The organism is Halomonas sp. B23F22_3, from assembly GCF_043496965.1.
GTDB lineage: Bacteria > Pseudomonadota > Gammaproteobacteria > Pseudomonadales > Halomonadaceae > Halomonas.
The window spans coordinates 169,419-194,837 of sequence record NZ_JBIEKG010000001.1; the positions used below are offsets into that span (position 1 = coordinate 169,419).

Below are 25,419 nucleotides of genomic sequence, written 5' to 3' on the forward strand. Positions count from 1 at the left end.
GCGGCCCCCGGCGCAGCAACTCACTCCCCGGAGCGCTCCTGGAAGCGCTTTATCTCGCGGCGCTGCTTCTTGTCGGGTCGCTTGAGGGGGTGCTGCATGGCCTGGTTGGTCAGGCGTCGGGCCTCGGCCTCGCGTTCGCGCCGGGCGACGCTGTCGTCGGTCTCGCGATAGAGCGCGCGCGCCTCGGGGGCCCCGCGCCGCTGACCGGAGAGATCGATCACCTCGACCTCCAGGGTGTCCCAGCCCTGAGGGACGCGAATCAGCGCGCCGACCTCGACGCCCTTGCTGGTCTTGGCCCGCGCGCCGTTGTACTGCACCTTGCCGCCTTCGATGGCCTTCTTGGCGAGCGCCCGAGTCTTGAAGAAGCGCGCCGCCCAGAGCCACTTGTCGAACCGCACGCTATCCATGGCGATCTCCCAGGACCGGCGGGCGCTCCTCGGGCAGCAGGCTGGCGAAGCGATCCAGGGCGATGAACTCCTCGAGCTCCTTCTCGGGCCGGCGGCTGTCGGGCTGCTTGATGCCCAGCAGGTGGCGGATGCCGAATTCACGGGCGCTCTCGAGCACCGAGGCGTTGTCGTCGATGAAGAGGGTCCGCTCGGGATCGAAGGGCTCGACCTCCTGGAGGGCGAACCAGAAGGCCTGCTCCTCCTTGGGCACGCCCAGGTCCGCCGAGGAGACGATGGCATCGAGGTACTCCTCGAGCCCCGTCAGCGGCAGCTTGAGCGCCAGGCTCTCGCGGTCGGCGTTGGTGGCCAGCACGACGCGGGGGTGAGCCGCCTTCAACCACTGCAGGAAGTCCAGGGCGTCGCTGCGCAGGCCGATCAGGTGCTGCACCTCGCGCTTGAGGGCGACCACGTCGACCCCCAGCTCGCGGCTCCAGTAGGCCAGGCTGTACCAGTTGAGGGTGCCCTGTTCGCGGATGATTCGCGCGCGGATCTCCTCCTGGGTCGATTCATCCAGGCGGTGCAGCTCGACGTAGCGCCGCGGCAGGTGCTCGAGCCAGAAGTGGCTGTCGAAGTGCAGGTCCAGCAGGGTGCCGTCCATGTCCAGCAGGACGGTATCGATGGCGCGCCAGTCGATCATCGCTACTCCGGGAGTGAGTCGGGGGCGGTTGAGACGTAGTATTGTATCGAATCGCCAGGCCTGACGCATATCGCCCCCGGCTATCGGGCCAGTGATAGCCCGCGTCATCGCCGCTGCCACACGCTCCCGCCACACGGAGTCTTGCCATGTCAGACCCGCACGATACCTCCCGGCCCTGGCCGACCCGGCCGCACATCCTCGACCGACGCAGCGTGGCGCGCAGTCGCCTGTTCCACGTGGAGGAGCTCGACCTGCGCTTCGCCAACGGCGCCGAGCGCACCTTCGAGCGGCTGGTCGGGACCGGCCAGGGCGTCGGCGCCGTGATGATCGTGGCCATGCCGGACCCGGAGCACGTGCTGCTGATTCGCGAGTACGCCGCCGGCTTCGAGGACTACGTGCTGACGCTGCCCAAGGGGCTCGTCGATCCCGGCGAGGATCTCGTCACCGCAGCCAACCGTGAGCTGATGGAGGAGTGCGGCTTCGGCGCCCATCGCATCGAGCCGCTGATCGAACTGTCGCTGGCACCCAACTACATGCGCCATCGCATGCAGGTGCTGCTGGCCACCGACCTCTATCCGAAGCGCCTGCCGGGCGACGAGCCGGAGCCGCTGATCGTCGAGACCCACGCCATCGACGAACTCTCGGGACTGCTGGCACGGGAGGATTTCCACGAGGCGCGCGCCATCGCGGCGCTCTACATCGCCAGGGACAAGCTGCGCAGCGATGCCCCGGACGACACCGGACTCTGGTGAGACCGGAAGGCCCTCGAGCAAGACCGCCCGGCCGAGACGACCGGGTGGTTCCGGACCTTCCTCGCTAGCGGCTGTGCAATCGGCGCAGCTTGCTGCCGCTCTCCTTGAGCTTCAACCAGCGGCCCTGACGGTAGCTGTCGAGGCCGGTCTCCAGCAGGGTCATCACTTCCAGGGCCGATTCGCCGGTCACCGGCGGCGGCGTGCCGTCGAGCAGCGTGCGGGCGATGCCGGCGTAGTAGGTGCAGTAGTCGCCCGGCACGACCGGCGCCTCGCGACTCACCAGGGCGACCGCCTCGCGCTCGCCGCCGCCCTCCTCCCCCGCCTCGTCCAGGGTGAGGGTGCCGGGCGAGGGGTCCACGCCCCAGCCAGGCGTCGGCGACTGCCCCGCCTTGAGCCACGCCTGCTGAGGATCCCGACCGTACTTGACGAAGCTGCCGCGAGTGCCGTGCACCCGGAACCGCGGCGTCGGCTCCGCCACCAGGGAGCTGGCCCGCAGGGTCACCCGCAGGTGGTCGTACTCCAGAAGGGCCAGGAAGTCGTCGTCCACCTCGGCGCCCTCGCGAGCGGTGGCGAGCTCCAGCAGGATCGCCCGGGGCATGCCGAAGAGCTCGTGGACCTGGTCGAGCAGGTGCGGTCCCAGGTCGTACCAGATGCCGCCGCCGGGCTTGTGGCAGTCGCGCCAGCGATCGGTGACCCGGGGCCGGAAGCGATCGGCGCGGGACTCCAGGTCCACCACCCGCCCCAGGGTGCCCTCATCGATCAGCGCCCTGAGGGTCAGGAAGTCGCTGTCCCAGCGGCGATTGTGGAAGACGCTGAGCAGCAGATCCGCCCCGTCGGCCTGGGCCTTGAGCAGGCGCGCCTCAGAGGCGGTGACGCAGAAGGGCTGATCGATCACCACGTGCTTGCCGGCGTTGAGGGCCGCCTTGGCCAGCGGGAAGTGGGTCTCGTTGGGGGTGGCGATCACCACCAGGTCGATGTCGCGCCGCGCCAGCAGCGGGGCGAGCTTGGGCAGCACCTCGACCGTCGGATGATCGGCCTGGACCCGCTCGGGATGCGCGCTGACCACGCAGCTGAGCTCCAGGCCCGGCGCCGCCTGGATGAGCGGCGCGTGGAAGGTGCGCCCGGCCGTGCCGTAACCCACCAGACCGACGCTTAGCGTCTGTGTCTTCATCTGCTGGCTTCCCTGCTGGTGACGCGCCCCCGGCGCCGGCCGGGGGGCGCGTGCTGGTTATGCTGTTTCCAGCCTAGTTCTTCCAGCTTAGTCCAGCTTCGTCAGATCGCGCACCGCCCCCTTGTCGGCGGAGGTCGCCAGCAGCGCATAGGCCTTGAGGGCGGCCGACACCTTGCGATCGCGCTGGAGGCTCGGCTTCCAGGCCTCACGGCCGCGCGCCTCTTCGGCCTCGCGACGCCGCCCGAGCTCCTCGTCGGAGAGCAGCACGTCGATGGTGCGATGGGGGATGTCGATGCGGATGCGATCGCCGCTCTCGACCAGGCCGATGGCGCCGCCCGCGGCCGCCTCCGGCGAGACGTGACCGATGGAGAGCCCCGAGGTGCCGCCGGAGAAGCGCCCATCGGTGAGCAGCGCGCACGCCTTGCCGAGCCCCTTGGACTTGAGGTAGCTGGTCGGGTAGAGCATCTCCTGCATGCCCGGTCCGCCCTTGGGGCCCTCGTAGCGAATCACCACCACGTCGCCCTCGCTGACCCTGTCGGCGAGGATGTCCGCTACCGCCTGGTCCTGGGACTCCACCACGTGGGCGCGCCCCTCGAAGATCAGGATGGCATCGTCGACGCCGGCGGTCTTCACCACGCAGCCGTCGACGGCGATGTTGCCCTTGAGCACGGCGAGGCCGCCCTCGCGGGAGAAGGCATGCTCGAGATCGCGGATGCAGCCTGTGGCGCGATCGCCATCGAGGCTTGGCCAGCGCGCGCTCTGGGAGAAGGCGGTCTGGGTCGGGATGCCGCCGGGGCCGGCGCGGAAGAACTCCACCACCTCGGGACTCGGCGAGCGCATGATGTCCCACTCCTCGAGCGCCGCGGCCAGGCTGTCGCCGTAGACGGTGGGCACCCGGGTATCGAGCACGCCGGCGCGGTCGAGCTCGCCGAGGATCGCCATGATGCCGCCGGCGCGGTGCACGTCCTCGATGTGGTACTTCTGGGTGTTGGGCGCCACCTTGCACAGCTGCGGCACTTCCCGCGACAGCCGATCGATGTCGGTCATGGTGAAGTCGACCTCGGCCTCCTGGGCCGCGGCCAGCAGGTGCAGGATGGTGTTGGTGGAGCCGCCCATGGCGATGTCCAGGGTCATGGCGTTGCGAAACGCCGCCTTGGAGCCGATGGCGCGGGGCAGCAGGTGCGCCTCCTCATTCTCGTAATAGCGCTTGGCCAGCTCGACGATGCGATGCCCGGCGGTCTCGAACAGCCGGCGGCGATCGGCGTGGGTAGCGAGCACCGTGCCGTTGCCGGGCAGCGCCAGGCCCAGCGCCTCGGTGAGGCAGTTCATGGAGTTGGCGGTGAACATGCCCGAACAGCTGCCGCAGGTCGGGCAGGCGCTGCGCTCGACCTCGTTGAGGGTCGCCTCATCCACGCTGTCGTCGGCGGCCATCACCATGGCATCGACCAGGTCGAGGCCATGATCCAGCAGCTTGGTCTTGCCCGCCTCCATGGGCCCGCCGGAGACGAAGATCACCGGCACGTTGAGGCGCATGGCGGCCATCAGCATCCCGGGGGTGATCTTGTCACAGTTGGAGATGCACACCAGGGCGTCGGCGCAGTGGGCGTTGACCATGTACTCGACGCTGTCGGCGATCAGGTCGCGGCTCGGCAGCGAGTAGAGCATGCCGTCGTGGCCCATGGCGATGCCGTCGTCCACGGCGATGGTGTTGAACTCCTTGGCCACCCCGCCGGCCTTCTCGATCTCCCGGGCCACCAGCTGGCCCATGTCCTTCAGGTGCACGTGGCCGGGCACGAACTGGGTGAAGGAGTTGGCCACGGCGATGATCGGCTTGTGGAAGTCCTCGTCCTTCATGCCGGTGGCGCGCCACAGGGCGCGGGCGCCGGCCATGTTGCGACCGGCGGTGGTGGTGCGGGAGCGGTACTCGGGCATGGTGTCCTCTTCTTCTCTCGTGCATGCCGCCCTCGCCTCCTCGGCGTGCGAAGAGCCCGGGGCGGTTCTCGTGTCCAGGAAAAAAGATTCTGTCACGCGCCCGGCGCTCAGGCCAGCGCCTCGAGCGGCGTCAGCAGGGCGATCGCTATTAGCGTTATCGCTCGGGGCTGATCCGGCGACAGGCCTGCGAGCGGGGCCGGCCCTCCGGGGGCGCTGTGAACCCCTCCCTGGGCGCTACCGACGCCCTGCAGCGCTCTCGCGTCCCGCTCCGCTTGCAGGTCCGGTGCTGGCCATCCATGGCCAGCCCGTTCGGAGCAATGCTCCTCACCCCTGGCGTAGCTCCCCCTCTTCGACCTTATCCCCGGCGCCCCTCGCCAGATCCAACGGCGATAGCTCCGGGCCCGTCAGACGTCGCTCGCGAGCCGGCCGCCCTCGAGCCGGGCGCGGCGGTCGGCCAGCGCCTCGAGGTCGTCGCGGTCGTGGCTGACCAGCAGCACCGCGGTGCCCGCGGCCTTCTGACGGCGCACCAGCTCCCAGAGCCCCGCGCGGGTCGCCTCATCGAGCCCGGAGAAGGGCTCGTCGAGCAGCAGGATCCTTGATCCGCGCAGCAGCGCCCGCAGCAGCGCCACACGCTGGCGCTGGCCGCCGGAGAGCTCCGCGGGCAGCCGGTCGTGAAGTCCCGCGAGCCCCACCTCGGCGAGTCCCTCCCGGACCCGGGCCTGCTGCGCCGGGGTGAGGCGCATGTCCGGTGCCAGCCCCAGCCCCACGTTGAGCCACACCGGCAGCTGATCGAAGAGGTTGTGCTCCTGGAAGACGGTGGTGATGCCGCGCTCCCAGGGCGGGCGCGCCAAAAGGTCCTCGCCCTGCCAGGCGAGGCGGCCGCTGGCCGGCTCGAGAAAGCCCGCCAGCAGCCCGAGCAGGGTGCTCTTGCCGGCGCCCGACGGCCCCGCCACCGACAGGCACTCGCCGGGGGCGAGCCGGAAGTCGAAGCAGAAGTCCGGGGTCTCGCCGGGCTCGAAGCGATCGTAGTGGAAGATCAGGTCACGACACTCGAGCATGACGCTCCTCGCGGGCGAAACGGTTCCAGGGATAGCGGGGCGGGCGGCGAGTCACGAATCCCAGCAGCGCGAACACCAGCACCACCAGTGCCAGCAGCAGCAGCGCCGTGGCGGCGGCGCCCTGCCAGCGGTAGCCGCCGAGCTGCTGGAAGAGCAGCATCGGCAGGGTCGGCGCCGAGGGGCTGCCGAACAGCGCGATCACGCTGAAGTCGCCCAGCGACAGGGTCATGGCGTAGGCCAGCGCCAGGGCCAGGGGCCGGCGCAGCCGCGGCCAGACCAGCCAGCGCAGCCGCACGCGTCCGCGGATGCCGAACTGGTCGGCCAGGCGCACCTCGGGGGTCGAGAGCCCGGGCAGCGCCCCGCGGATCACCTGCATGGCGAAGGGCAGCGCCATGAAGGCGTTGACCAGCACCACCAGGCCATAGCCCTGCCAGCCGCTCCCCAGCGTCGGTCGAAGCAGCAGGAAGAGCCCGGTGCCGAGCACCAGGGCGGGGATCACCAGGATCAGCTGGCCGCCGCCCTCCATCAAGAGCGCCGCCGCCCCGTGCCGCCGGGCCTTGAGCCAGCGGCTGCCGACGAGCAGCGACAGGGCCAGCGCCAGCGCCCCACCCGCCGCGCCGAGGGCCATGACCAGGCTGCGCGCCGCCGCGGGCCACAGGCTCGCCTGGCGAGGCAGCTCCGGCAGCCCGGCCAGCCCCGCCAGTACCACGGCGGCGAGCGGTGGCAGCAGCAGCGCCGCCAGGGCGGTGAGCCAGGCGGCATCGGTGAGTCGCGAGAGGCCCAGGGCGTCGCGGCGGCGCCAGCGCCCGCCGCTCGGCAGCGCGACGCTTGCCACCACCAGCGAGGACGCCCCGCCCCGGGAAAGGGCGAGCAGCCACAGCGACAGGCAGATGGTCAGCTGGGTCAGCGCCAGCAGGGCCGCCAGCGCCAGGTCGTGATCGAACTTCAGCGCCTGGTAGAGCGCCACCTCCAGGGTCGAGGAACGCGGCCCCCCACCCAGGGTCATGACGATGGCGAAGCTGGTGAAGCAGAGCGTGAACACCAGCGCCGCCAACCGCGGCAACAGGGGTTTCAGGCGCGGCCACTCCAGGGTGCGCCAGAGCGCCGTGCGGGTCAGGCCCAGCTGGGAGGCGAGCCGCCAGTGGGCCGCGGGCGCCGTCTCCAGCACCTGCAGCATCAGCCGGGCGGCGAGCGGCAGGTTGTAGAAGACGTGGGCCAGCACGATGCCCGAGAGGCCATAGAGGTAGCCAGACTCCGACCCGACGACCCCCTCCCAGAGCGGCGCCGCCCAGCCGCGCCGGCCGTGCACGGCCACCAGGCCGAACAGGCCGATCAGCGTGGGCAGCACCAGCGAGAGCTCCATGGCCCGCAGCAGCAGGCCCCGCCCCGGGAAGCGCGGGCGTCGCGCCAGGGCCAGCGCCACCGGCACGGCGAGCCCCACCGCGAGCAGAGTCGAGAGGGTCGCCTGCCAGAGGGTGAAGCGCAGCACCGCCGCGAGCCACGGCTCCTGCCAGAGCGCCGCCGGCTGCACGCCGCGAGCCTGCCACAGCAGCGCGCCGAGGCTGCCGAGCCCCAGCCCCGCCACCGCCGCGAGGGCAGCGAGCCCGAGCCCCGGCGCCCAGCGCGAGCGGCTCTCCCAGCGCAGGGAGGCGGAGGCGCCGCTCACCGGACGCTGGCGTTGAGCCACTCGCGGATCCACTCCCGGCGGTGCGCGCGCACCTCCTCCGGCGTGAAGGAGAGGCTCTCGGGAGCGATCAGCCGGTCGAAGACGTCGGGCAGCTCGTCGCCCAGGTCCATGGCCGGGTTCATGACGTTGCCCAGCGGGATATGGCGCTGGAACTCCGGAGTCAGGATGAAGGCGAGGAAGTCCCGGGCCAGCTCGGGCCGCTCGGTGGTGCGCAGCATCGCCGCGGTCTCGACCTGCAGGTAGTGCCCCTCCGCGAATTCGGCGGCCTGGTAGCGCTCGGTCTCCTCCACCGCCATGTGATAGGCCGGCGAGGTGGCATAGGAGAGCACCATGGGCGCCTCGCCGTTCATGAACAGCGAGAAGTAGGCCTGGCTCCAGCCGTTGGTCACGGCGAGCACCCGCTCGTTGAGCCGCGCCCAGACCTCGGGCGCCCGATCGCCGTAGAGCTTCTTGATCCACAGCATCAGCCCCTGGCCGGTGACGCTGGTGCGCGGGTCCTGAAGGATCACCTTGACCGTCTCGGGGGCCTCGAGCAGCTCGGCGAAGCTGCCCGGCGGCTTGGCGAGCTGCTCGGTGTCGTAGACGAAGGCGAAGTGCCCCCAGTCGTAGGGCAGGAAGGTGTCGTCGTCCCAGTCGATGGGCAGGTCGAGCGCGCCGGTATCGGCCCCGTGGGGCGCCAGCAGGTCCAGCGCCCGCGCCTCGGCCATCAGGTTCATGTCCAGGCCCAGCACCACATCCGCCCGGGTGCCCTCCCCCTCCAGGCGCAGGCGCTGGAGGATGTCGACACCGCCGGGCAGGGCCACGAACTCCAGGTCGCAGTCGCCGCAGCGCGCCTCGAAGGCCTCCTCGATACCCGGCCCCGGGCCCCACTCCGAGACGAAGGAGTCGTAGGTGTAGACCGTCAGGGTCTGGTCGGCCTGGAGCGGGCCGGCGGCCAGCAGTGCGGCGAGCGACGCGCCGGCGGCATGAACCTTGGAGGGCATGGGCGTTCCTTGTGGTTCGCAAATAAAGACGCACCCGCCATTATGCCATGGCGGGTGCGCGCGGGAGAGCCGAACCGGGCTCTGGCGTCAGTCGAAGACCACCTTGGCCACGTCGCGATAGCGGCCGGCGAAGTGCACCGTCAGCCCCTCCTTGAGGTAGTCGGGCAGCTCGTCGTAGTCGCGGCGATTGGCCTCGGGCAGGATCAGCTCGAAGATGTCGCTGCGCCTAGCGGCGATGACCTTCTCGCGGATGCCGCCCACCGGCAGCACCTGACCGGTCAGGGTCAGCTCGCCGGTCATCGCCAGCGGCCGATCCAGCGCGTGATGGCGGGCCAGCGAGAGCAGCGCCGTGGCCATGGTCACCCCGGCCGAGGGGCCGTCCTTGGGCGTCGCTCCCTCCGGCACGTGCAGGTGCACGAAGGCCGAATCGAAGAAGTCCGTATCGGCGCCGTAGTCGCCGAGATGGCCGAGCACGTAGCTGTAGGCGATGTTGGCCGACTCCTTCATGACGTCGCCGAGCTGGCCGGTGAGCTTGAAGCCGCGATCCAGGGCATGCACCTTGCCGGCCTCCACGGAGAGCGTGGCGCCGCCCATGGAGGTCCAGGCGAGCCCGGTGATCACGCCCTCGCCCTTCATCACCTGCTCCTTGCGGAAGATCGGCGGGCCGAGGTAGGTCTCGAGGTTGTTGACCGAGACCCGCACCGACTGCTGCTCGGCCTCGAGCAGCTTGACCGCCGCCTTGCGCACGATGCGGTGCAGCTGCTTCTCGAGCTGGCGCACCCCGGCCTCCCGGGCATAGCCCTCGATCACCTGGCGCAGCGCCGCATCGGTGAGGTTGATACGCTTCTTGGGAATGCGGTCGCGCTTGAGCAGCTTGGGCCACAGGAAGTGCTTGGCGATGGCCACCTTCTCCTCGGCGATGTAACCCGAGAGGCGGATCTGCTCCATGCGATCGAGCAGCGCCGGGGGAATCGAGTCCAGGGTATTGGCGGTGCAGACGAAGAGCACCTTGGAGAGGTCCAGGCGCACGTCGAGGTAGTGGTCGAGGAAGTCGACGTTCTGCTCCGGGTCGAGCACCTCGAGCAGCGCCGAGGCCGGGTCGCCCTGGAAGGACTGGCCCATCTTGTCGATCTCGTCGAGCATGATCACCGGATTCTCGACCTCGACCTCCTTGAGGGCCTGGACCAGCTTGCCGGGCATGGCGCCGATGTAGGTGCGCCGGTGGCCCTTGATCTCGGCCTCGTCGCGCATGCCGCCCACCGAGAAGCGGTAGAACTCGCGGCCCAACGCGTCGGCGATGGAGCGCCCCACCGAGGTCTTGCCGACGCCCGGCGGGCCGACCAGCAGCAGGATCGAGCCGCCCACGCCGCCCTTGAAGGTGCCCTCGGCGAGGAACTCGACGATGCGCTCCTTGACGTCGTTGAGGCCGTCATGGTCGCGGTCGAGCACGGTGCGGGCATGACTCAGATCGAGCTGATCCTGGCTGTTCACGCCCCAGGGCATGGCGGTGAGCCAGTCGAGGTAGTTGCGCGTGGTGCCGTACTCCGGCGAGCCGGTCTCCAGCACCGAGAGCTTGTCGAGCTCGTCGTCGATGCGCTCCATGACCCGCTCGGGGACCACGCGACCCTCGAGACGCGCCCGGAAGGTGTCGACGTCGTTCTCGCGGTCGTCCTTGGAGATGCCCAGCTCGCGCTGGATCACCTTGAGCTGCTCGCGCAGGAAGAACTCCCGCTGACGCTCCTGCATCTGAGCGTTGACCTGCTCGCTGATCTCGCTCTGCAGCTGGGCGACATCGATCTCCTTGCGCAGCAGCGGCAGCACCTTCTGCATGCGATCCATCACCGGCAGGGTCGCCAGCACGTCCTGCAGCTCCGGCCCCTTGGCCGAGGTGATGGCCGCGGCGAAGTCGGTCAGCGGCCCCGGCTCATGGGGGCTGAAGCGGTTGAGGTAGTGCTTGAGCTCCTCGCCGTAGAGCGGATTGATCGGCAGCAGCTCCTTGATGCCGTTGATCAGCGCCATGGCGTAGGCGCGGGTCTCGTCCTCCTCGGCATCCACCGGCTCGCGCGGATAGCTCACCTCGACCAGATAGGGCGGCTCCTTGGAGAGCCAGCGCTGGATGCGAAAGCGGCGCATGCCCTGGGCGATGAACTGGATCTGCTGATCCTCGCCCTGCAGCTTGTGGACCCGCACCGCGGTGCCGATCTCGGGGAAGTCCTCGCCGCCCAGCTCCTCGACGCCGGTCTCGCCGACGAAGGCCAGGCCGACGGTGCGATGCGGGGTATCGCCGACCCGGCGGATGGTCTCCTCCCAGCGCTCGCGGTTGATCACCAGCGGCTGGACCTGGGCGGGGAAGAAGGGTCGGTTGTGGATCGGCAGCAGGTAGATGCGCTCGGGCAGGGAGTCGCTGGCGGGTACCACCGCGTGGTGCCCCTCGGCGCCGGTCATCTCATCCTCGAAGGCGTCATCGTCGCTGGCATGGATCCAGTCCAGGCCATCCTGCATCTCGTGATCGTCGCTCATGCGGTCCTCGTCCTGAATCGTCGGGAGGCTTCCCGGGGCTGCCTTGAGGAATGCGGGCAGCGGAGCCCGACTTCAAGTCATTGACGCCGTTCGAGGATCGGTGCCAGCGGCCGACCGTTGATCCTGACCCGCCCGCGCACCACGTCGATCGCCAGGTCCTCGGTACCCAGCGGCAGGCCGAGCCACAGCGCCACCACGGGAGGCACCTGATCCCAGGTCACGTCGCCATAGAGCCGCGAGCGCCAGCGGGCCTGCTCCTCGGGCTCGTCCAGCGCGGCCAGGTCCAGCGCCTCGAGCTCGTCCGCATCGAAGAACAGGGCACCGTCGCCGCGGGCGTCCAGCCCCAGCATCGGGCTGTCGAGGTCGACGGCGTGGATGTCCAGCCGCGGCGAATCCTCGAGCATGCCCAGCAGGTCGGGCTCCAGACGCGCCAGCAGCGCGCTGCCCTGGCGGTCGGTCTCGCCCCGGGCCGCCTCGTCGCGCAGCACGGCAAGCACGCCGCGCAGCGCATCGGCGTTGATCCGCGAGAGTTCCACGGCGAGGCGACCGGTGAGCAGCACCTCGTCGGCGGCCATCAGCCGATCGAGGGTCAGCTCGCTCTCGATGCGCAGCTCCGCCTCGTCGAGGGTGGTGCGGCTGTGCAACACGAGGCCGCTGGCATCCAGCGCGAGATCCGGCTGGCGCCAGGCGAGCCCCTCCACCTTGAGCAGGTCCTGCTGGGTGAAGTGGTAGGCGTCCGCGGTGTAGGCGTAGCGGCTCTCCAGGGTGACCTGGCCGGTTTCGAGCGTGGTCGCGCCATCGCTGAGCCGCCAGGGCGCCAGGTCCGCCTGCAGCCGCCAGTCCCCGTAGACGCCGCTGAAGGTGACCTCGCCGCCGCGAAACTCGAGCGCGCGCTCCTGCTGGCGGATGAGGAACGGCGAGAGCGTCAGGCGTCCCCGCAGGGTCGCGCCGAGGGTATGGTAGCGGGCCTGCCAGCGGGGCGGCGAGGAGGACAGCAGATCGCCGAACAGCCGACGATCGGCGGGGCCGAGGTACGGCTTGAGGGTGCCGTCGATGCGAGTGTTGATCACGCCGTGACGCGCCTCGTAGGGCAGCGCCAGGTGCCAGGCCCGACCGAAGCGGGGGGTCAGGTGGAGGGTACCGCTGGATTCGAGCCAGCCCCGCTCGACGTCGCTGCGCTCGACCAGCAGGTCGCCGCGGGCGGCGAGGTCCTCGAGGGCCCGGGCCAGTTCACGTTCGAAGAGCAGGCTGGCGATCGCCTGGGCGACGGCCCAGGCCAGCGCCAGCCCTACCACCACCGGGACGATCAGTCGTTCCTTGCGCATCATGACCTTCCTTGTCCGCGCCACATCCAGGCCACCGCGGCGCGCCGCGAGGGAGAGAGCCTGCGGCGCGGCGACTCAGTGGAGCCAGAACCACAGGTGCATGGTACTCCAGGCGTAGGCCGCGGCGAGCACATCGTCGATCATGATGCCGAAGCCGCCGGCGACCCGACGATCCGCCCAGCGGATCGGCCAGGGCTTGAAGACGTCGAAGACGCGGAACACCGCGAACCCCCACAGCGCCGCCTCCCAGGAGAAGGGCACGGCGGCCATGGTCAGCCAGTAGCCGACGAACTCGTCCCAGACGATGCCGGAGTGATCATGCACGCCCAGGTCGTGGGAGGTCTTGTCGCAGAGCCAGATGCCCCACAGGAAGGTCACCGCCACGAGGCCCAGGTACCAGCCCAGCGGCAGCTCGGACATCAGCCAGTAGAAGGGAATGGCGGCCAGGGTGCCGAAGGTGCCGGGCGCGAAGGGCACGGTCCCGCTGCCCAGCCCGAAGGCCAGGAAGTGCACCGGGCGTCGCCAGACGCTGGCAGGAGCCTGGTTCATGAGGCACCGCCCGTCGAAAAGTGCTGCCAGCCGCGCTCGCCGCCGAGCGCCACGCCGCGGATGCCGGGCGCCTCGACCAGCCGGCCGATCTCGGTGAGCGCCAGGCCCTGCTCGGCCAGACGGCCCCGCGCCGTGGCCAGATGCTGTGGCGGCAAGGCGACCAGCAGCTCGTAGTCGTCGCCGCCGTGCAGCGCCGCCTCCCGCGCGCCCGCTTCACCGAGCGCCGCGCAGAGCCCCTCGGCCAGCGGCAGCGCCTCTGGGGTCAGCTCGGCCCCCACGCTGGAGGCCTCGAGCACGTGGCCCAGGTCGGCCAGCAGGCCGTCGGAGACGTCGATGGCGGCGCTCGCCAGGTCGCGCAGGGCCAGGCCCGCCTCGAGGCGGGGCTGCGGATGCAGGTAGCGCGCGAGCAGCGGATGGGCGAGATCCCGCTCGCCCCGCTGCCAGAGGGCCAAGCCCCCGGCCCCGCCGCCCAGCGCCCCGGTAACGGCCAACACGTCGCCCGGCCGCGCGCCCTGGCGGGTCAGCGCCTGCTCCGGGGGCACCTCCCCCATCACCGTGACCCCGATGGCAAGCTCGCCGCGGGTGACGTCGCCGCCCACCAGAGCGGTGCCGGTGGCATCGCAGAGCGCATGGAAGCCCCGGGCGAACTCCTCGAGCCAGGGGCCGTCATCCGCCGCCGGCAGGGTCAACGACATCAGGCACCAACGGGCCCGGGCGCCCATGGCCGCCAGGTCGCTCAGGCTGACCGCCAGCGCCCGGTGGCCGATCGCCGCGGCCGGCGCCGCCTCGGGGAAGTGAATCCCGGCGACCGAGGTATCGACGCTGACCGCCAGCCGCTGCCCCGCCGTCGGCGCCAGCAGGGTGCAGTCGTCGCCCACGCCCAGGCTCACGCCGGCATCCAGGCCGGGCGGGTCGGGCGTGAAGTAGCGGGTGATGAGTTCGAATTCGCTGTGCATCGGGGCGGGCCTTCAGCGGCGGCGAGCAGTGACCTCGGCGGACCGCAGCCGCCCGGCAAGCTTGTCGAGGATGCCGTTGACGTACTTGTGTCCGTCCGTGGCCCCGAAGGACTTGGCGAGCTCGACGCCCTCGGTGATCACCGCGCGGTACGGCACCTCGAGGCGCTTGGCGAGCTCGTAGGCACCCAGGCGCAGGATCGCGAGCTCGATGGGATCGAGATCCTCGAGGCGGCGATCGAGCAGTGGCGCGATGGAGGCATCGAGGGCCTGGCGCTCGCGGGCCACGTTGTGCAGCAGTTCATGGAACAGCGCCAGGTCGGCGATCTCCATGACCTTGTGCCAGTTCTCGTGATCCTCGAGGTCGTCGTCGGCCACCTGGCTGCGGAACTCGGCCTCTACGGCGGTGATCGACTTGCCGGTCATCTGCCACTGGTAGAGGCCCTGGACGGCCAGCTCACGGGCCGCATGGCGCGACTGCTGCGCCTTCGAGGGCGCCCGTGTCCGCTCGCCGCTCATGCCTCACCCCCGGCGTCATCGCCGAAGCAGCGCAGCAGCGAGACCATCTCCATGGCCGCCATGGCCGCCTCGGCGCCCTTGTTACCGGCCTTGGTGCCGGCGCGCTCGATAGCCTGCTCGATGGATTCAACGGTCAGCACGCCGTTGGCCACGGGGGTGTCGAACTCGAGCTGCAGGTTGCCCATGGCGGTGTTGCACCCCCCGGCCACGTACTCGAAGTGGGGCGTACCGCCGCGAATCACCGCGCCCAGGGCGAGCACCGCGTCGGGGCGCGCCACCTGCAGCACGCGCTTGATGGCCAGCGGCAGCTCCCAGGCGCCGGGCACGTGGACGATATCGATGTTCTCGGCGTCCACGCCGTGGCGTACCAGGCTGTCCACGGCGCCTTCGACCAGGCTGTCCACCACGTGATGGTTGAAGCGGCCGACCACGATCACGTAGCGGCCATCGACGTCGACGAAGCTGCCTTCGACTTGGGAAATCGGTTGCATGGTTCTGTGTCCTGAAAGATCCGGTGCTGAAGGGTCCGGGGCATGGCCATCGGCCATGCCATCATGGAAAAGGCGAGCGCGGCGTCAGTCGTCGCAAGGCTCGCCGGGCGCGGTTTCGCCGGGCTCCAGTCGCTCTACCACCTCGAGGTCGAAGCCGGAGAGGGCGGAGAACTTCCAGGGCGAGCTCAAAAGGCGCATCTTGCCGACGCCCAGATGACGCAGGATCTGCGAGCCGGTGCCGATGGTCAGGTAGTTGCCGGCACCGTCGGAATCGCTGGTGCGTGGCGGGCGACGGCGCTCGAGGAACACCTCGAGCATGTCGAGCAGGTCCTGGTGCGGACGGCCGTCGTCGAGCAGCACGAAGACGCCGTGCTCGGCGCCGGCCACCTCGGCCAGCGCCTGCTGGGCGGTCCAGCTCGGCCGATCGCCCTTCTGCAGGGCGAGCAGGTCACGCATCACGTTGGCCAGGTGAACGCGCACCGTGGTCAGGGCCTCGGGATGCGGATGCCCCTTGACCAGCGCCAGGTGATGGGCGCCCTGGATGCTGTCGCGGAAGACCTGCAGGGTGAGCTCGCCGAAGGCGGTCTCCACCGGGCTCGACTCCACCGGCTGCACGGTCTGCTCGTTGTGGATGCGGTAGTGGATCAGGTCGGCGATGGTGCCCATCTTGAGGCCGTGCTCGACGGCGAAGCGCTCGAGCTCGGCGCGGCGTGCCATGCTGCCGTCCTCGTTCATCACCTCGCAGATCACGCCGCTGGGGTCGAGCCCGGCCAGCGCCGAGAGGTCGCAGGCCGCCTCGGTATGGCCGGCGCGACGCAGCACGCCGCCAGGCTCGGCCATCAGCGGGAAGATGTGGCCGGGCTGCACGATGTCGCCGGCCTTGGCGTCGCGGGCGACCGCCGCGCGCACGGTGCGCGCGCGATCGGCGGCGGAGATGCCGGTGGTCACCCCCTCGGCGGCCTCAATAGAGAGGGTGAACTTGGTCCCGAAGCCGGAGCCGTTGTCGCGCACCATCAGCGGCAGCTGGAGACGCTCGCAGCGCTCGCGGGTCATCGGCAGGCAGATCAGCCCCCTGGCGTGGCGCGCCATGAAGTTGATGTGCTCGGCCTCGACCTTCTCGGCGGCCATGATGATGTCGCCTTCGTTCTCGCGATCCTCGTCATCCATCAGGATCACCATCTTGCCCTGACGAATGTCCTCGACCAGTTCTTCGATAGGGGCCAGGCCCCCGGATGAGGAGTGCACCATGGAGTCTCCATTGATTCAGCGTGGTGGCCGTCGCGGTCCCGCGACGATCGGGTCGCCCTCCGGCGTCGCCACCTCGAAACCGCGTCAGGGTACCGTGGCGCGTCGGTGGGCGCCAGTAGATAGCGGCCGTGACGCGTCGGCGGGTACCAGTAGATAGCCGCCGTGACGCGGCGCTAGGTGCGGCGAGTGGGCCTTGCGGTGATGCGCCAGTCCTGGCCCACGGCACGGATGTCGAGGATCTCGAGCCCTTTCTGCTGGGCCATCAGCGAGAGGCCGGGCAGCGCGAAGAGCGGGCGCGCCTCGCCACCGAGCAGGGTCGGCGCCACGAACAGCTGCATCTCGTCGATCAGGTTCGCCTCGAGCATGGCGCCGGCCAGCGTCGCCCCGGTCTCGAGCAGCACCTCATTGGCCTGCTCCGCCTCGGCCAGGTGATGCAGCAGGGCGTCGAGGTCGACCCGGCCGTCATGGCCCGCCGGCATCGCCACCACCTCGGCGCCGGCTTCCTCGAGCCGCTCGCGCCGTTCGGCGTCGTGCTCGGAGAGGGTCGCCACCAGGGTGCGGCCGGGCTCGCGCAGGCAGGCCGCCGCCAGGGGCAGGCGCAGGCGCGAATCCACCACCACACGCAGCGGCTGGCGGGCGGCGATCGTCTCGCCGTCGGGCAGCGCCAGCTGTTCGGCACGCACGGTGAGCCGGGCGTTGTCGAAGATGATCGACTCCACCCCGGTGAGGATGGCGCTAGAGCGGGCGCGCAGGCGTTGCACCTCGCGGCGCGCCTGGGGACCGGTGATCCACTGGGACTCACCGGAGCGCATGGCGGTGCGGCCATCGAGGCTCATGGCCATCTTCAGGCGCACGAAGGGCCGGCCGTGGGACATGCGCATCACGAAGCCGGGGTTGAGCGCCAGCGCCTCGTCCTCCAGCACGCCCACCGTCACCGCGATGCCGGCCTCGCGCAGCAGGGCGATGCCGCGGCCGGCCACCTGGGGATTGGGGTCCTGCATGGCGACGACGACGCTGGCCACCCCGGCCTCGACCAGCGCCCGGGCGCAGGGGCCGGTGCGCCCCTGATGGGAGCAGGGTTCCAGGGTCACGTAGGCGGTGGCGCCGCGGGCGGCTTCCCCCGCCGCCCGCAGGGCGTGGACCTCGGCGTGGGGCTCGCCGGCCCGCTCGTGCCAGCCCTCGCCGACGACCCGCTCGCCCTTGACCAGCACGCAACCCACCCGGGGGTTGGGGTCGGTGGTGTAGCGGCCGCGCTCGGCCAGCTTGAGGGCGCGAGCCATCCAGGTCTCGGGCAGGGTCGAGGCGGTCATCCGCGCCCCCCGGCGGGGTCGTCGGGGAAGCCGGGCTCCTGGGCCAGACGATCGATCTCGGCGCGGAACTCGTCGATGTCCTGGAAGCGGCGGTAGACCGAGGCGAAGCGGATGTAGGCGACCTGATCGAGGCGCTTGAGGGCCTGCATGACCTCCTCGCCGATGTCCCGGGCGTGAATCTCGCGCTCGCCGCGGGCCCGCAGGTGCTGGCGGATACGCTCCACCGCCGCCTCGATCGACTCGGCGCTGACCGGACGCTTCTCGAGCGCGCGCAGCATGCCGGCGCGCAGCTTGCCCTCGTCGAACACCTCGCGGGTGCCGTCGGACTTGATCACCCGCGGCATCACGAGTTCGGCGGTCTCGTAGGTGGTGAAGCGCTCGCCGCAGGCCGCGCACTGCCGACGCCGCCGAACCTGATCACCCTCGGCCACCAGGCGGGAATCGGTCACGCGCGTGTCGTTGGCGCCACAGAAGGGGCAATGCATAGGAGGTAACCCGACGTCGATAAGAGGCTGTCGCGGCATTGTAACGGTTCAGGGGCAGAGCGCCCAGCGGCATGCCTGGCACGACTCCTGCAAGTCCCTGGCATCCCCAGGCCGATGGAGGTCGCCATGCCCACGCCCCGCTCGCTCGCCCGCCCCCTGGACGCGGCGGGCTTCACGGCCCGCGCCCGTGACCATCTCGACGTGCTCTACGGGCCGCGCCGGGAGGAGGTGCTGCGCCGCCTGCAGACGCTGCTCTCGCACCATCGCGGTGCCCTGCCCCCTCGGCGGTCCGAGGCCGCCGCGCCCTTATGGAGCGAGCGCGACCAGTGGCTGATCGGCTACGGCGACAGCCTGCTCGACAGCGACACCCCGCCGCTCGCGGTGCTGCTGGCCTTCCTCGAGGCGCGCCTGCCCGAGACCTTCAGCGGCGTGCACGTGCTGCCCTTCTTCCCCTGGAGCAGCGATGACGGCTTCTCGGTGATCCACTATCGCGAGGTCGACCCGGCCCTCGGCGACTGGGCCGACCTGCGACGGCTGGCCGACCGGGGGGACCTGATCGTCGACCTGGTGCTCAACCATGTCTCCCGGGAGTCGCTGTGGTTCGTCGACTACCTGAGCGGCAGTCTGCCGGGGCGCGACTACTTCATCGAGATGGACCCGGCCACCGATCTCTCCGCCGTCGTCCGCCCGCGCAGCAGCCCGCTGCTGGTGCCGGTGCCCACCCGACGCGGCACCCGCCACCTCTGGGCGACCTTCTCCGAGGATCAGATCGACCTGAACTTCGCCAACCCCGACGTGCTGCTGGAGTTCGTCGGTATCCTGCTCTTCTACCTGGAGCAGGGCGCGCGGGTCATCCGCCTGGACGCCATCGCCTTCCTGTGGAAGAGACCGGGCACCCCCTGCATCCACCTGCCCGAGACCCATGAGGTGGTGCGGCTGCTGCGCGCCGTGGTCGACCACATGGCGCCGGGCACGCTGCTGCTCACCGAGACCAACGTGCCCCACCGGGAGAACCTCAGCTACTTCGGTCTGGCGCGTCTTTCCGGCGAGGGAATCGATGGACACTCTGACGAAGGCTCGGCGGCGCCGGACGAGGCCCACCTGGTCTACCAGTTCCCGCTGCCGCCGCTGCTGCTGCATACGCTGACCAGCGGCGAGGCGTCGACCCTGGCCGGCTGGATCGAGAGCCTGGCCGAGCTGCCGCCGGGCTGCAGCTACGTCAACTTCACCGCCAGCCACGACGGCATCGGGGTGCGGCCGCTGGAGGGCTGGTTGCCGCACCACGAGGTCGAGGCCCTGCTGGAGCTGATGCACCGCTTCGGCGGCTTCGTCAGCATGCGCACCGATGCCGAGGGGCACGACGTCCCCTACGAGATCAACATCACCTGGTTCGAGGCCATGAAGGGGACCCGCCGCGGCGCCGATCCCTGGCAGGTGGAACGTTTCCTGTGCAGCCAGCACCTGATGCTGGCCCTGCAGGGCATCCCGGCGCTCTACGTCCACTCGCTGACCGCCACCCTCAACGACCTGGAGGGCGTCGAGCGCACCGGACGCCTGCGGGCGATCAACCGCCACCGCTGGCACGCCCCGTCCCTCGAGGAGCTGCTGGAGAGCCGCAACACCCCGACCCGGGAGGTGTTCCTGGCCCTGAAGCGGCGCCTGGAGGTGCGCCGCCAAGAGCCCTGCTTCCATCCGGATGCGCCCCAGCGCGTGATCCCCTCCTCACCGGCGCTGCTGGTGCTGGAGCGGGGACCGCTCGACGACGGCCGGCGCCTGCTGGCGATCCATAACGTCACCGACCGCCGCCAGCCGCTCGATCTCGACGCCCTGGCCGCCCCCGGCTGGCACGACCTGCTGGAAGACGCGCCCTGGGCCGGTGACAAGAGCGCGGAAGGGAGCCTCGCGCCCTACCGCAGCCTGTGGCTGGTGCATCCCGGGTGATCGATGGGGATGACCGATGGGGGTGATCAGTGCGCCGAGTGCGGTTCCGTCTCTTCCTTACCCATCGCTTCCGGGTCCGACATCTCCATCGGCTGTACGCGCTGGACCGGCGCCTCGAGGGTGATCGCCTCACCGCTGTCGAGGGTCAGGGTGAGCTCGACGCGCTCGCCCTCGGCCGGGCTCGCGGCCAGCTCGAACATCATCAGGTGCCAGCCCCCCGGCGCCAGCCGCACGGTCTCGCCGGCCGGCAGCGGGATCGCCTCGACCCGGCGCATCTGCATCACGCCGTCGACCATCACGTGGTTGTGAAGCTCCAGGCGGCCGGCCAGCGGCGAACTCCCCCCGACCAGTGCCAGGTCTGTCTCGCCCGGGTTGCTCAGGGTCATGAAGGCGGCGGTGGTGGGCGACCCGGGGGGCACGGCGCGCACGTGCGCCCCCTCGACGGTGAGGGAGTCGGCCTGGGCGACGGCGCCCAGCAGCGGCATGCAGAGCAGTGAGAGCAGGAACAGCGGACGGGTGGCGCGGCGCATGGCGATGGACTCCAGCAGTCATGAGAGAGGCAGCCCCTATCCTGCCACGGCGACGCCGCCAAGCGGGATGCGACATCTCGCCCCGCCTGACGATCCCGCGATTAATTCACGGCTAATGTCGGCGTGTCAGGATGGGAACTTCGGGGAGACGGCGTGGGTCCCAACTCGCCTCCACGACATCGCCCCACGGCGTCTCCGTGCGACATCTCTTGATGACAGCTCTTAACGACAGCTCTCAACGACAGCTCTCAACGACAGGACTTCGCGATGCGACCCCTCACCCTGACGATCGGCCTGCTTTCCCTGACCGCCGCCACGACGCTCTCCGCCGACACGTCCTGGCCGGCCCCGATCCAGGCCCTGGTGGAGGAGGGGCTGGAGATCCACGCCCGCTTCGAGGCGCCGAGCGGGCTTGCCGGCTTCGCCGCCAGCCATCAGGGCCGAGCGATGGCGGTCTACCTCACCCAGGATGGCGAACATGCCCTGGTCGGCACCCTCCTCGACGCCGAGGGCAACGACCTGTCCGCCGCGCCGCTGGACGAGCACGTCCGCAGCGCCCAGGAGGCCGAGGTGTGGCAGGAGCTCGAGCAGAGCCACTGGATCGCCGATGGCGACCCGGACGCCGAGCGCATCCTCTACACCTTCACCGATCCCAACTGCCCCTACTGCGCGCGCTTCCACGAGCAGAGCCGCCCCTGGGTCGACGCCGGCCGGGTCCAGCTGCGCCATATCATGGTCGGCATCCTGAAGAGCGACAGCCCGGCCAAGGCCGCCGCGCTGCTCGGCGCCGACGACCCGAGCAGCGCGCTGCAGGCCCACCAGACCGAGGAGCGCGTCGCCGAGGCCAGGGCGCAGCCGCGCGAGATCGAGGAGCGGGTCCGCGCCAACAACCAGCTCTTCGAGAGCCTGGGACTGATGGCCACCCCCACCACCTACTATCGCGGCGACGACGGTCGCCTGGAACAGGTCCAGGGTGCCCCCCAGGAGGCGCGCCTGATCGAGATGATGGGCTCACCGCGTCCCTGAGCCGACGCTCTCGAACACGGTCTCTGAACACGACGGGCCCCGCTGCCGAATGGCAGCGGGGCCCGTTGCGTTCGCCCGGGAGAAACGCTCAGCCGTCGAGGGGCCGCGGATTCTCGCCGAAATCGGCGTGATCGCCCAGGCGTCGTCCGTCGATCTCGTCCCCGTAGAAGCCGTGGTGGTTGTGGAAGGTCGCGTCGGTCTCCTCCAGGGTCTCCAGGGTCCGGCGACGCGGATCCTGGGGGCGCTCGTGGCTATTGATGAACGCCGCCACGTCCCAGGCCTGCTGGTCGCTGAGGGAGTAGGGCTTGCCCAGGGGCATGTTGGCCTTGATGAAGTTGGCCGCCGTGTTCACCCGGTGCATGCCGGCGCCCCAGTTATAGGCGCCATCGCCCCACAGCGGCGGGAACACCTGCCGCTCGCCGACCTTCTGGCCCTGCCCCTCGTCGCCGTGGCAGACCGCGCACTGGGCGGCGTAGACCTCGGCGCCGCGGGCACGATCGGGCGCCTGCTCGGCGTCCTCGAGCTTGGGGTAGCCGCGACCGGGCAGCGACTCGTTGATCGGCGCCCCCGTCGACATCCAGTGCAGGTAGGTCTGCATGGCCACCAGCGGCTCGCTGCCATACTCCGGGGGCTTGCCGTTCATGGAGTAGGTGAAGCAGCCCTGGATCCGCTCGGCCATGGTGTTCACCTTGTCGTTCTTGCCGCGGTAGGCCGGGTAGACGCCGAAGGAGGCCCACATCGGCGCGGAGTTGGCCAGGCGGCCGGCGTCGAGGTGGCAGTTGGCGCAGTTCTGGTCGTTGAAGACGTACTCGCCGCGCAGCGACTGGGTGTCGACGAAGAGATCGCGCCCCTTGCGCACCATGTCGCCGTACTGGTTGTCGGGCAGGTCGCGCTCGTGGGGAGGCTGGAAGGTCACCTCGCCCTCGGGGGCCTCTGGCAGCGGAATCTGGTAGTCCCGCTCGACGCCCTCGTCCTGGGCCAGGGCGGCCGGCGAGAGGGCCAGGGTCGCGACCAGGGTCGCCGCCATCAGCGGCTGGGATCTGCGCAGGCTCATTGGGCGTCCTCCTCGGATGACGGGGCGTCGCGCTCGGCGAGCGTGGTGGGAAGGCTGGCGTAGTAGTCGGCGATCATCGTGATCTGCGCCTCGTCGAGGCGCTCGGCGACGCCCGCCATCAGCTGGTTGGGATCGTTGTGGCGCGAGCCGTCGCGCCAGGCCTGGAGCTGGGTCGCGAGGTAGCCGGCATGCTGGCCGGCCAGCGGCGGGAAACTCTCCCCTACGCCCTGGCCGTTGGGCCCGTGGCACTGGTTGCAGGCCGGGATCATGCTGTCCTGGGCCCAGTCGCCGCGATTGGCCAGCCACACGGCGGCGTCCTCGGGCTCGGCGGGTTGATACGCGGTGGGCAGGCTCGGCCAGGCCGCCATCTCGGCGTAGTAGGCCGAGACGTCGGCGATCTGCTGGTCATCGAGCATGTTGGCGAACGGCATCATGGTGGCGCTCTCACGCTCCCCCGCCTTGATGTCGTGCAGCTGCTTCTCGATGTAGGCCGCCGGCAGGCCGGCCAGGCGCGGCCAGGACTCACCACCCGGGTTGTCCATGCCCATGCCGTCGGCCTGGTGGCAGGCCACGCAGACGCCGGCCGCTTGCTGGCCACGCTCGGCATCCCCCTCCAGGTCCTGGGGCTGTGCTGCCGCCTGTACGGAGGCCAGGCCCAGCAACAGCCCGACGCCACTCGCGATCCGTATGATCGTCATCTAGGGTTCCCCCTCGTCATTGTCGTTGATCCCCTGCAGGGACTCCTGTCGGGCCGGACGAACCGGCCCCGTCGTCAGCGGCAGCGTCAGCCGCGCCTCGAGCCCGCCCCCCTCGGGGCGGCAAAATGCCAGTCGGCCACCGAAGCGCTCGGCGATGGCCGCCACGATCGCCAGCCCCAGACCGCTGCCCTGCCGGGAGCTCGCGCGCCAGAAGCGTCGGGACAGCTGCTCGAGCTCGGCCTCCTCGACCCCGGGGCCGTGATCCCTGACGCAGAAGGTCAGCATCCCGTTCGCCGCGTCGAGCCGGCTCGTCACCGCCACCGGGCTCCCCTCGGGCCCGTGGCGCAGGGCGTTGTCCACCAGGTTGCGCAGCGCCGTGATGGCGAGCTCCCGGGGCACCGCGAGCTCGCCGTCGGGCCAGGCCTCGGGCAGCGCGAACCGCGCGCGCTCGCTCGCCGAGGCGTCGCGCAGGGCCAGCTCCACCACGTCGGCGGCGCGGCTGACCTCGCCGTCCTCGAAGTGCACCCGCCCCTCGACCCGGGCCAGCATCAGCAGCTGGTCCAAGGTGCAGGATAGTCGCGCCACGCCCTCCTCGGCGTGATCCAGCGCCCGGCGCGCCGCCTCGCCCTCCACGCGCCGCGCCACCTGCAGATGGGTCTTGATGGCCGTGAGCGGCGTGCGAAGCTCATGGGCCGCGTCGTTGGTGAAGCGCTGTTCGCGGACGATGGCCTGCTGGATCCGCGCCAGCAGGGCATTGAGCGTATCCACCAGCGGGCGGATCTCATGCGGCACGCCGTGGGTCGCCACCGGCGCCAGGGCGTCGGGATGACGTCGCGCCAGGGCATCGCGCAGCCGTTCCAGCGGCGCGAGCCCTCTCACCACGCCGATCCACAGCGCCAGCAGGCTGCCCGCCAGGGCCACCACGAAGGGCACCACCGCCACCTCCAGCACGTTGCGCATCAGCAGGTCGCGCTCGTCCATGCGATCCGCGGTGGTGATGGTCAGCCCGTTGCGCTGGTAGGTGAACACCCGCCAGGTCACGCCGCCCTCCTCCCGATAGGCATGCCCCGGCGCGCTGGCCTTCAACACCTCCTGCATGTCGCTATGGGTGCGCGCCAGGATCTCGCCCCGCGGCGAGTGCACCTGGCAGGCCAACCCCTCGATGGGCGGGATCGAGAGCGCCCGCCGATCGGCCTGTTCCCACACCTCGACCGGCAGCTGCGCCATCAGCCCCGAGACCATGCGCGCCGACTGGGCCAGGCGCTGGTCGAGTGTCGCCTCGACCTGCTGGTAGAGATCGCGCATCAGCCAGGCGGCGGCGAGCCCCCACAGCAGCAGCAGCGTCGCCCCGAGGGTCAGCACCAGGCGCGTGCGCAGGCTCATCGGCGACCGGCCCCGGGGCGACGCGTCGCCTCGACCGCCTCGGGCGGACCCAGCCGGTAGCCCAGCCCGCGCACCGTCTCGATCACCCGGTTGCCGAGCTTGCGGCGCAGGTGGTGGATGTGCACGTTGAGCGCGTTGCTCTCCACCTCCTCGTTCATGCCGTAGAGGCTGTCCTTGAGCTGCTCGGCGCTGAGCACGCTGCGCGGCGCCTGGAGGAAGGCCTCCAGCAGCACCAGCTCGCGGCGCGACAGCGCCACCGGCCGCCCCGCCACCGTCACCTCCCGGGAGACGGGATCGAGACACAGCGCGCCGTGCTCGACCAGTGCCCGGGAACGTCCGGCGGCCCGTCGCAGCAGCGCCAGCAGGCGCGCCACCAGTTCGTCGAGATCGAAGGGCTTGACCAGGTAATCATCGGCGCCGACGTGCAGCCCCTCGATGCGATCGCTCACCGCGTCACGCGCGGTGAGGATCAGCACCGGGGTATCGATGCCGGCCGCCCGCCACTCCTCGAGCAGCGTCATGCCGTCGCCGTCGGGCAGGCCGCGATCGAGGATCACCACGTCGCTTGAGACCGTTTCCATGGCCGAGCGCGCCTCGGCCATGGTGCCCACGGTGTCGACGACGAAGTCGTAGACGCCGAGCCCGGCCTGGATGCCCGACGCCACCAGGGCATCATCCTCGATGAGCAGTACGTGCATGACAGGAAATCCTCGTGAACTGC

24 protein-coding genes are annotated in these 25,419 nt (G+C 70.6%); 3 read left to right on the top strand and 21 right to left on the bottom strand.

Annotation, left to right across the window (positions count from 1 at the left end):
• Positions 1 to 20: 20 nt before the first annotated feature.
• Together ACGTNG_RS00770 and yrfG are read right to left on the bottom strand one after the other, a co-directional pair.
• Entirely contained in the window at positions 21 to 407 is a 387-nt protein-coding gene (locus ACGTNG_RS00770) for an RNA-binding S4 domain-containing protein (RefSeq protein ID WP_394574920.1), read from the bottom strand.
• Positions 400 to 1,083 (bottom strand): GMP/IMP nucleotidase, encoded by a 684-nt coding sequence (gene yrfG / locus ACGTNG_RS00775; protein WP_394574921.1) that lies wholly within the window; start codon positions 1,081 to 1,083, stop codon positions 400 to 402. The genes ACGTNG_RS00770 and yrfG overlap by 8 nt, the downstream gene beginning before the upstream one ends.
• Positions 1,084 to 1,229: 146 nt before the next feature.
• On the opposite strand from yrfG, the gene nudE reads away from it, so the two are divergent.
• Complete coding sequence (nudE, locus tag ACGTNG_RS00780) at positions 1,230 to 1,835, top strand: ADP compounds hydrolase NudE (protein ID WP_394574922.1); 606 nt, start codon at positions 1,230 to 1,232, stop codon at positions 1,833 to 1,835.
• Between the two features lie 64 nt (positions 1,836 to 1,899).
• Here the strand turns inward: nudE and ACGTNG_RS00785 are convergent, their stop codons facing one another.
• From ACGTNG_RS00785 to nrdR, 14 genes are all read right to left on the bottom strand, one after another.
• Complete coding sequence (locus ACGTNG_RS00785; protein ID WP_394574923.1) at positions 1,900 to 3,006, bottom strand: oxidoreductase; 1,107 nt, start codon at positions 3,004 to 3,006, stop codon at positions 1,900 to 1,902.
• A gap of 87 nt (positions 3,007 to 3,093) precedes the next feature.
• Positions 3,094 to 4,938: a dihydroxy-acid dehydratase gene (ilvD, locus tag ACGTNG_RS00790; RefSeq protein ID WP_394574924.1), complete on the bottom strand. Its 1,845-nt coding sequence runs from the start codon at positions 4,936 to 4,938 to the stop codon at positions 3,094 to 3,096.
• A gap of 404 nt (positions 4,939 to 5,342) precedes the next feature.
• A complete protein-coding gene (locus tag ACGTNG_RS00795; protein ID WP_394574925.1) occupies positions 5,343 to 5,996 on the bottom strand; it encodes a thiamine ABC transporter ATP-binding protein in 654 nt (217 codons plus the stop codon).
• Positions 5,980 to 7,683, bottom strand: a complete 1,704-nt coding sequence (gene thiP / locus ACGTNG_RS00800) for a thiamine/thiamine pyrophosphate ABC transporter permease (protein ID WP_394574926.1) — start codon at positions 7,681 to 7,683, stop codon at positions 5,980 to 5,982. The genes ACGTNG_RS00795 and thiP overlap by 17 nt, the downstream gene beginning before the upstream one ends.
• A complete protein-coding gene (gene thiB, locus ACGTNG_RS00805) occupies positions 7,659 to 8,666 on the bottom strand; it encodes a thiamine ABC transporter substrate binding subunit (RefSeq protein ID WP_394574927.1) in 1,008 nt (335 codons plus the stop codon). Before thiB ends, thiP begins: the two co-directional genes overlap by 25 nt.
• Positions 8,667 to 8,753: 87 nt before the next feature.
• Positions 8,754 to 11,186 carry an endopeptidase La gene (gene lon, locus ACGTNG_RS00810; RefSeq protein ID WP_394574928.1) on the bottom strand — a complete coding sequence of 811 codons (2,433 nt, stop codon included), beginning with the start codon at positions 11,184 to 11,186 and terminating at the stop codon, positions 8,754 to 8,756.
• 77 nt (positions 11,187 to 11,263) lie between these two features.
• On the bottom strand, positions 11,264 to 12,511 hold the full coding sequence (locus tag ACGTNG_RS00815) for a DUF945 family protein (protein ID WP_394574929.1): 1,248 nt from the start codon (positions 12,509 to 12,511) through the stop codon (positions 11,264 to 11,266).
• A 75-nt stretch (positions 12,512 to 12,586) separates the two neighbouring features.
• On the bottom strand, positions 12,587 to 13,060 hold the full coding sequence (locus ACGTNG_RS00820) for a phosphatidylglycerophosphatase A family protein (RefSeq protein WP_089848422.1): 474 nt from the start codon (positions 13,058 to 13,060) through the stop codon (positions 12,587 to 12,589).
• Positions 13,057 to 14,016, bottom strand: a complete 960-nt coding sequence (gene thiL, locus ACGTNG_RS00825; RefSeq protein ID WP_394574930.1) for a thiamine-phosphate kinase — start codon at positions 14,014 to 14,016, stop codon at positions 13,057 to 13,059. The genes ACGTNG_RS00820 and thiL overlap by 4 nt, the downstream gene beginning before the upstream one ends.
• Before the next feature lie 12 nt (positions 14,017 to 14,028).
• A complete protein-coding gene (gene nusB / locus ACGTNG_RS00830; protein WP_394574931.1) occupies positions 14,029 to 14,532 on the bottom strand; it encodes a transcription antitermination factor NusB in 504 nt (167 codons plus the stop codon).
• The gene (gene ribH / locus ACGTNG_RS00835; RefSeq protein ID WP_394574932.1) at positions 14,529 to 15,023 is read right to left on the bottom strand and encodes a 6,7-dimethyl-8-ribityllumazine synthase; all 495 of its coding nucleotides are present in this window, start codon (positions 15,021 to 15,023) and stop codon (positions 14,529 to 14,531) included. Before ribH ends, nusB begins: the two co-directional genes overlap by 4 nt.
• An 84-nt stretch (positions 15,024 to 15,107) precedes the next feature.
• Positions 15,108 to 16,271: a bifunctional 3,4-dihydroxy-2-butanone-4-phosphate synthase/GTP cyclohydrolase II gene (ribBA, locus tag ACGTNG_RS00840; RefSeq protein WP_394574933.1), complete on the bottom strand. Its 1,164-nt coding sequence runs from the start codon at positions 16,269 to 16,271 to the stop codon at positions 15,108 to 15,110.
• Positions 16,272 to 16,444: 173 nt separating this feature from the next.
• On the bottom strand, positions 16,445 to 17,581 hold the full coding sequence (ribD, locus tag ACGTNG_RS00845; protein WP_394574934.1) for a bifunctional diaminohydroxyphosphoribosylaminopyrimidine deaminase/5-amino-6-(5-phosphoribosylamino)uracil reductase RibD: 1,137 nt from the start codon (positions 17,579 to 17,581) through the stop codon (positions 16,445 to 16,447).
• The gene (gene nrdR / locus ACGTNG_RS00850; RefSeq protein WP_394574935.1) at positions 17,578 to 18,066 is read right to left on the bottom strand and encodes a transcriptional regulator NrdR; all 489 of its coding nucleotides are present in this window, start codon (positions 18,064 to 18,066) and stop codon (positions 17,578 to 17,580) included. Before nrdR ends, ribD begins: the two co-directional genes overlap by 4 nt.
• Before the next feature lie 126 nt (positions 18,067 to 18,192).
• Here nrdR and ACGTNG_RS00855 point away from each other — a divergent pair, with 126 nt between their 5' ends.
• Positions 18,193 to 20,007 (top strand): sugar phosphorylase, encoded by a 1,815-nt coding sequence (locus tag ACGTNG_RS00855; protein WP_394574936.1) that lies wholly within the window; start codon positions 18,193 to 18,195, stop codon positions 20,005 to 20,007.
• A gap of 26 nt (positions 20,008 to 20,033) precedes the next feature.
• On the opposite strand, the gene ACGTNG_RS00860 is transcribed toward ACGTNG_RS00855, so the two are convergent.
• Positions 20,034 to 20,537: a copper chaperone PCu(A)C gene (locus ACGTNG_RS00860; RefSeq protein ID WP_394574937.1), complete on the bottom strand. Its 504-nt coding sequence runs from the start codon at positions 20,535 to 20,537 to the stop codon at positions 20,034 to 20,036.
• Between the two features lie 267 nt (positions 20,538 to 20,804).
• On the opposite strand from ACGTNG_RS00860, the gene dsbG reads away from it, so the two are divergent.
• The gene (dsbG, locus tag ACGTNG_RS00865) at positions 20,805 to 21,563 is read left to right on the top strand and encodes a thiol:disulfide interchange protein DsbG (RefSeq protein WP_394574938.1); all 759 of its coding nucleotides are present in this window, start codon (positions 20,805 to 20,807) and stop codon (positions 21,561 to 21,563) included.
• An 88-nt stretch (positions 21,564 to 21,651) separates the two neighbouring features.
• Here dsbG and ACGTNG_RS00870 read toward each other — a convergent pair whose 3' ends face one another.
• Genes ACGTNG_RS00870 through ACGTNG_RS00885 form a run of 4 tightly spaced genes read right to left on the bottom strand, consistent with a single transcriptional unit; the run spans position 21,652 to position 25,396 of the window.
• Entirely contained in the window at positions 21,652 to 22,617 is a 966-nt protein-coding gene (locus ACGTNG_RS00870) for a c-type cytochrome (RefSeq protein WP_394574939.1), read from the bottom strand.
• Entirely contained in the window at positions 22,614 to 23,315 is a 702-nt protein-coding gene (locus tag ACGTNG_RS00875; protein ID WP_394574940.1) for a c-type cytochrome, read from the bottom strand. Before ACGTNG_RS00875 ends, ACGTNG_RS00870 begins: the two co-directional genes overlap by 4 nt.
• A complete protein-coding gene (locus tag ACGTNG_RS00880) occupies positions 23,316 to 24,698 on the bottom strand; it encodes an ATP-binding protein (protein ID WP_394574941.1) in 1,383 nt (460 codons plus the stop codon).
• A complete protein-coding gene (locus tag ACGTNG_RS00885; protein WP_394574942.1) occupies positions 24,695 to 25,396 on the bottom strand; it encodes a response regulator in 702 nt (233 codons plus the stop codon). Before ACGTNG_RS00885 ends, ACGTNG_RS00880 begins: the two co-directional genes overlap by 4 nt.
• Between the last annotated feature and the right edge of the window lie 23 nt (positions 25,397 to 25,419).

Bases quoted from the DNA above. Each gene is read 5' to 3' on its own strand.
- ACGTNG_RS00770 (WP_394574920.1), bottom strand. From the start codon at position 407: ATGGATAGCGTGCGGTTCGACAAGTGGCTCTGGGCGGCGCGCTTCTTC.
- yrfG (WP_394574921.1), bottom strand. From the start codon at position 1,083: ATGATCGACTGGCGCGCCATCGATACCGTCCTGCTGGACATGGACGGC.
- nudE (WP_394574922.1), top strand. From the start codon at position 1,230: ATGTCAGACCCGCACGATACCTCCCGGCCCTGGCCGACCCGGCCGCAC.
- ACGTNG_RS00785 (WP_394574923.1), bottom strand. From the start codon at position 3,006: ATGAAGACACAGACGCTAAGCGTCGGTCTGGTGGGTTACGGCACGGCC.
- ilvD (WP_394574924.1), bottom strand. From the start codon at position 4,938: ATGCCCGAGTACCGCTCCCGCACCACCACCGCCGGTCGCAACATGGCC.
- ACGTNG_RS00795 (WP_394574925.1), bottom strand. From the start codon at position 5,996: ATGCTCGAGTGTCGTGACCTGATCTTCCACTACGATCGCTTCGAGCCC.
- thiB (WP_394574927.1), bottom strand. From the start codon at position 8,666: ATGCCCTCCAAGGTTCATGCCGCCGGCGCGTCGCTCGCCGCACTGCTG.
- lon (WP_394574928.1), bottom strand. From the start codon at position 11,186: ATGAGCGACGATCACGAGATGCAGGATGGCCTGGACTGGATCCATGCC.
- ACGTNG_RS00815 (WP_394574929.1), bottom strand. From the start codon at position 12,511: ATGCGCAAGGAACGACTGATCGTCCCGGTGGTGGTAGGGCTGGCGCTG.
- ACGTNG_RS00820 (WP_089848422.1), bottom strand. From the start codon at position 13,060: ATGAACCAGGCTCCTGCCAGCGTCTGGCGACGCCCGGTGCACTTCCTG.
- thiL (WP_394574930.1), bottom strand. From the start codon at position 14,016: ATGCACAGCGAATTCGAACTCATCACCCGCTACTTCACGCCCGACCCG.
- nusB (WP_394574931.1), bottom strand. From the start codon at position 14,532: ATGAGCGGCGAGCGGACACGGGCGCCCTCGAAGGCGCAGCAGTCGCGC.
- ribH (WP_394574932.1), bottom strand. From the start codon at position 15,023: ATGCAACCGATTTCCCAAGTCGAAGGCAGCTTCGTCGACGTCGATGGC.
- ribBA (WP_394574933.1), bottom strand. From the start codon at position 16,271: ATGGTGCACTCCTCATCCGGGGGCCTGGCCCCTATCGAAGAACTGGTC.
- ribD (WP_394574934.1), bottom strand. From the start codon at position 17,581: ATGACCGCCTCGACCCTGCCCGAGACCTGGATGGCTCGCGCCCTCAAG.
- nrdR (WP_394574935.1), bottom strand. From the start codon at position 18,066: ATGCATTGCCCCTTCTGTGGCGCCAACGACACGCGCGTGACCGATTCC.
- ACGTNG_RS00855 (WP_394574936.1), top strand. From the start codon at position 18,193: ATGCCCACGCCCCGCTCGCTCGCCCGCCCCCTGGACGCGGCGGGCTTC.
- ACGTNG_RS00860 (WP_394574937.1), bottom strand. From the start codon at position 20,537: ATGCGCCGCGCCACCCGTCCGCTGTTCCTGCTCTCACTGCTCTGCATG.
- dsbG (WP_394574938.1), top strand. From the start codon at position 20,805: ATGCGACCCCTCACCCTGACGATCGGCCTGCTTTCCCTGACCGCCGCC.
- ACGTNG_RS00870 (WP_394574939.1), bottom strand. From the start codon at position 22,617: ATGAGCCTGCGCAGATCCCAGCCGCTGATGGCGGCGACCCTGGTCGCG.
- ACGTNG_RS00875 (WP_394574940.1), bottom strand. From the start codon at position 23,315: ATGACGATCATACGGATCGCGAGTGGCGTCGGGCTGTTGCTGGGCCTG.
- ACGTNG_RS00880 (WP_394574941.1), bottom strand. From the start codon at position 24,698: ATGAGCCTGCGCACGCGCCTGGTGCTGACCCTCGGGGCGACGCTGCTG.
- ACGTNG_RS00885 (WP_394574942.1), bottom strand. From the start codon at position 25,396: ATGCACGTACTGCTCATCGAGGATGATGCCCTGGTGGCGTCGGGCATC.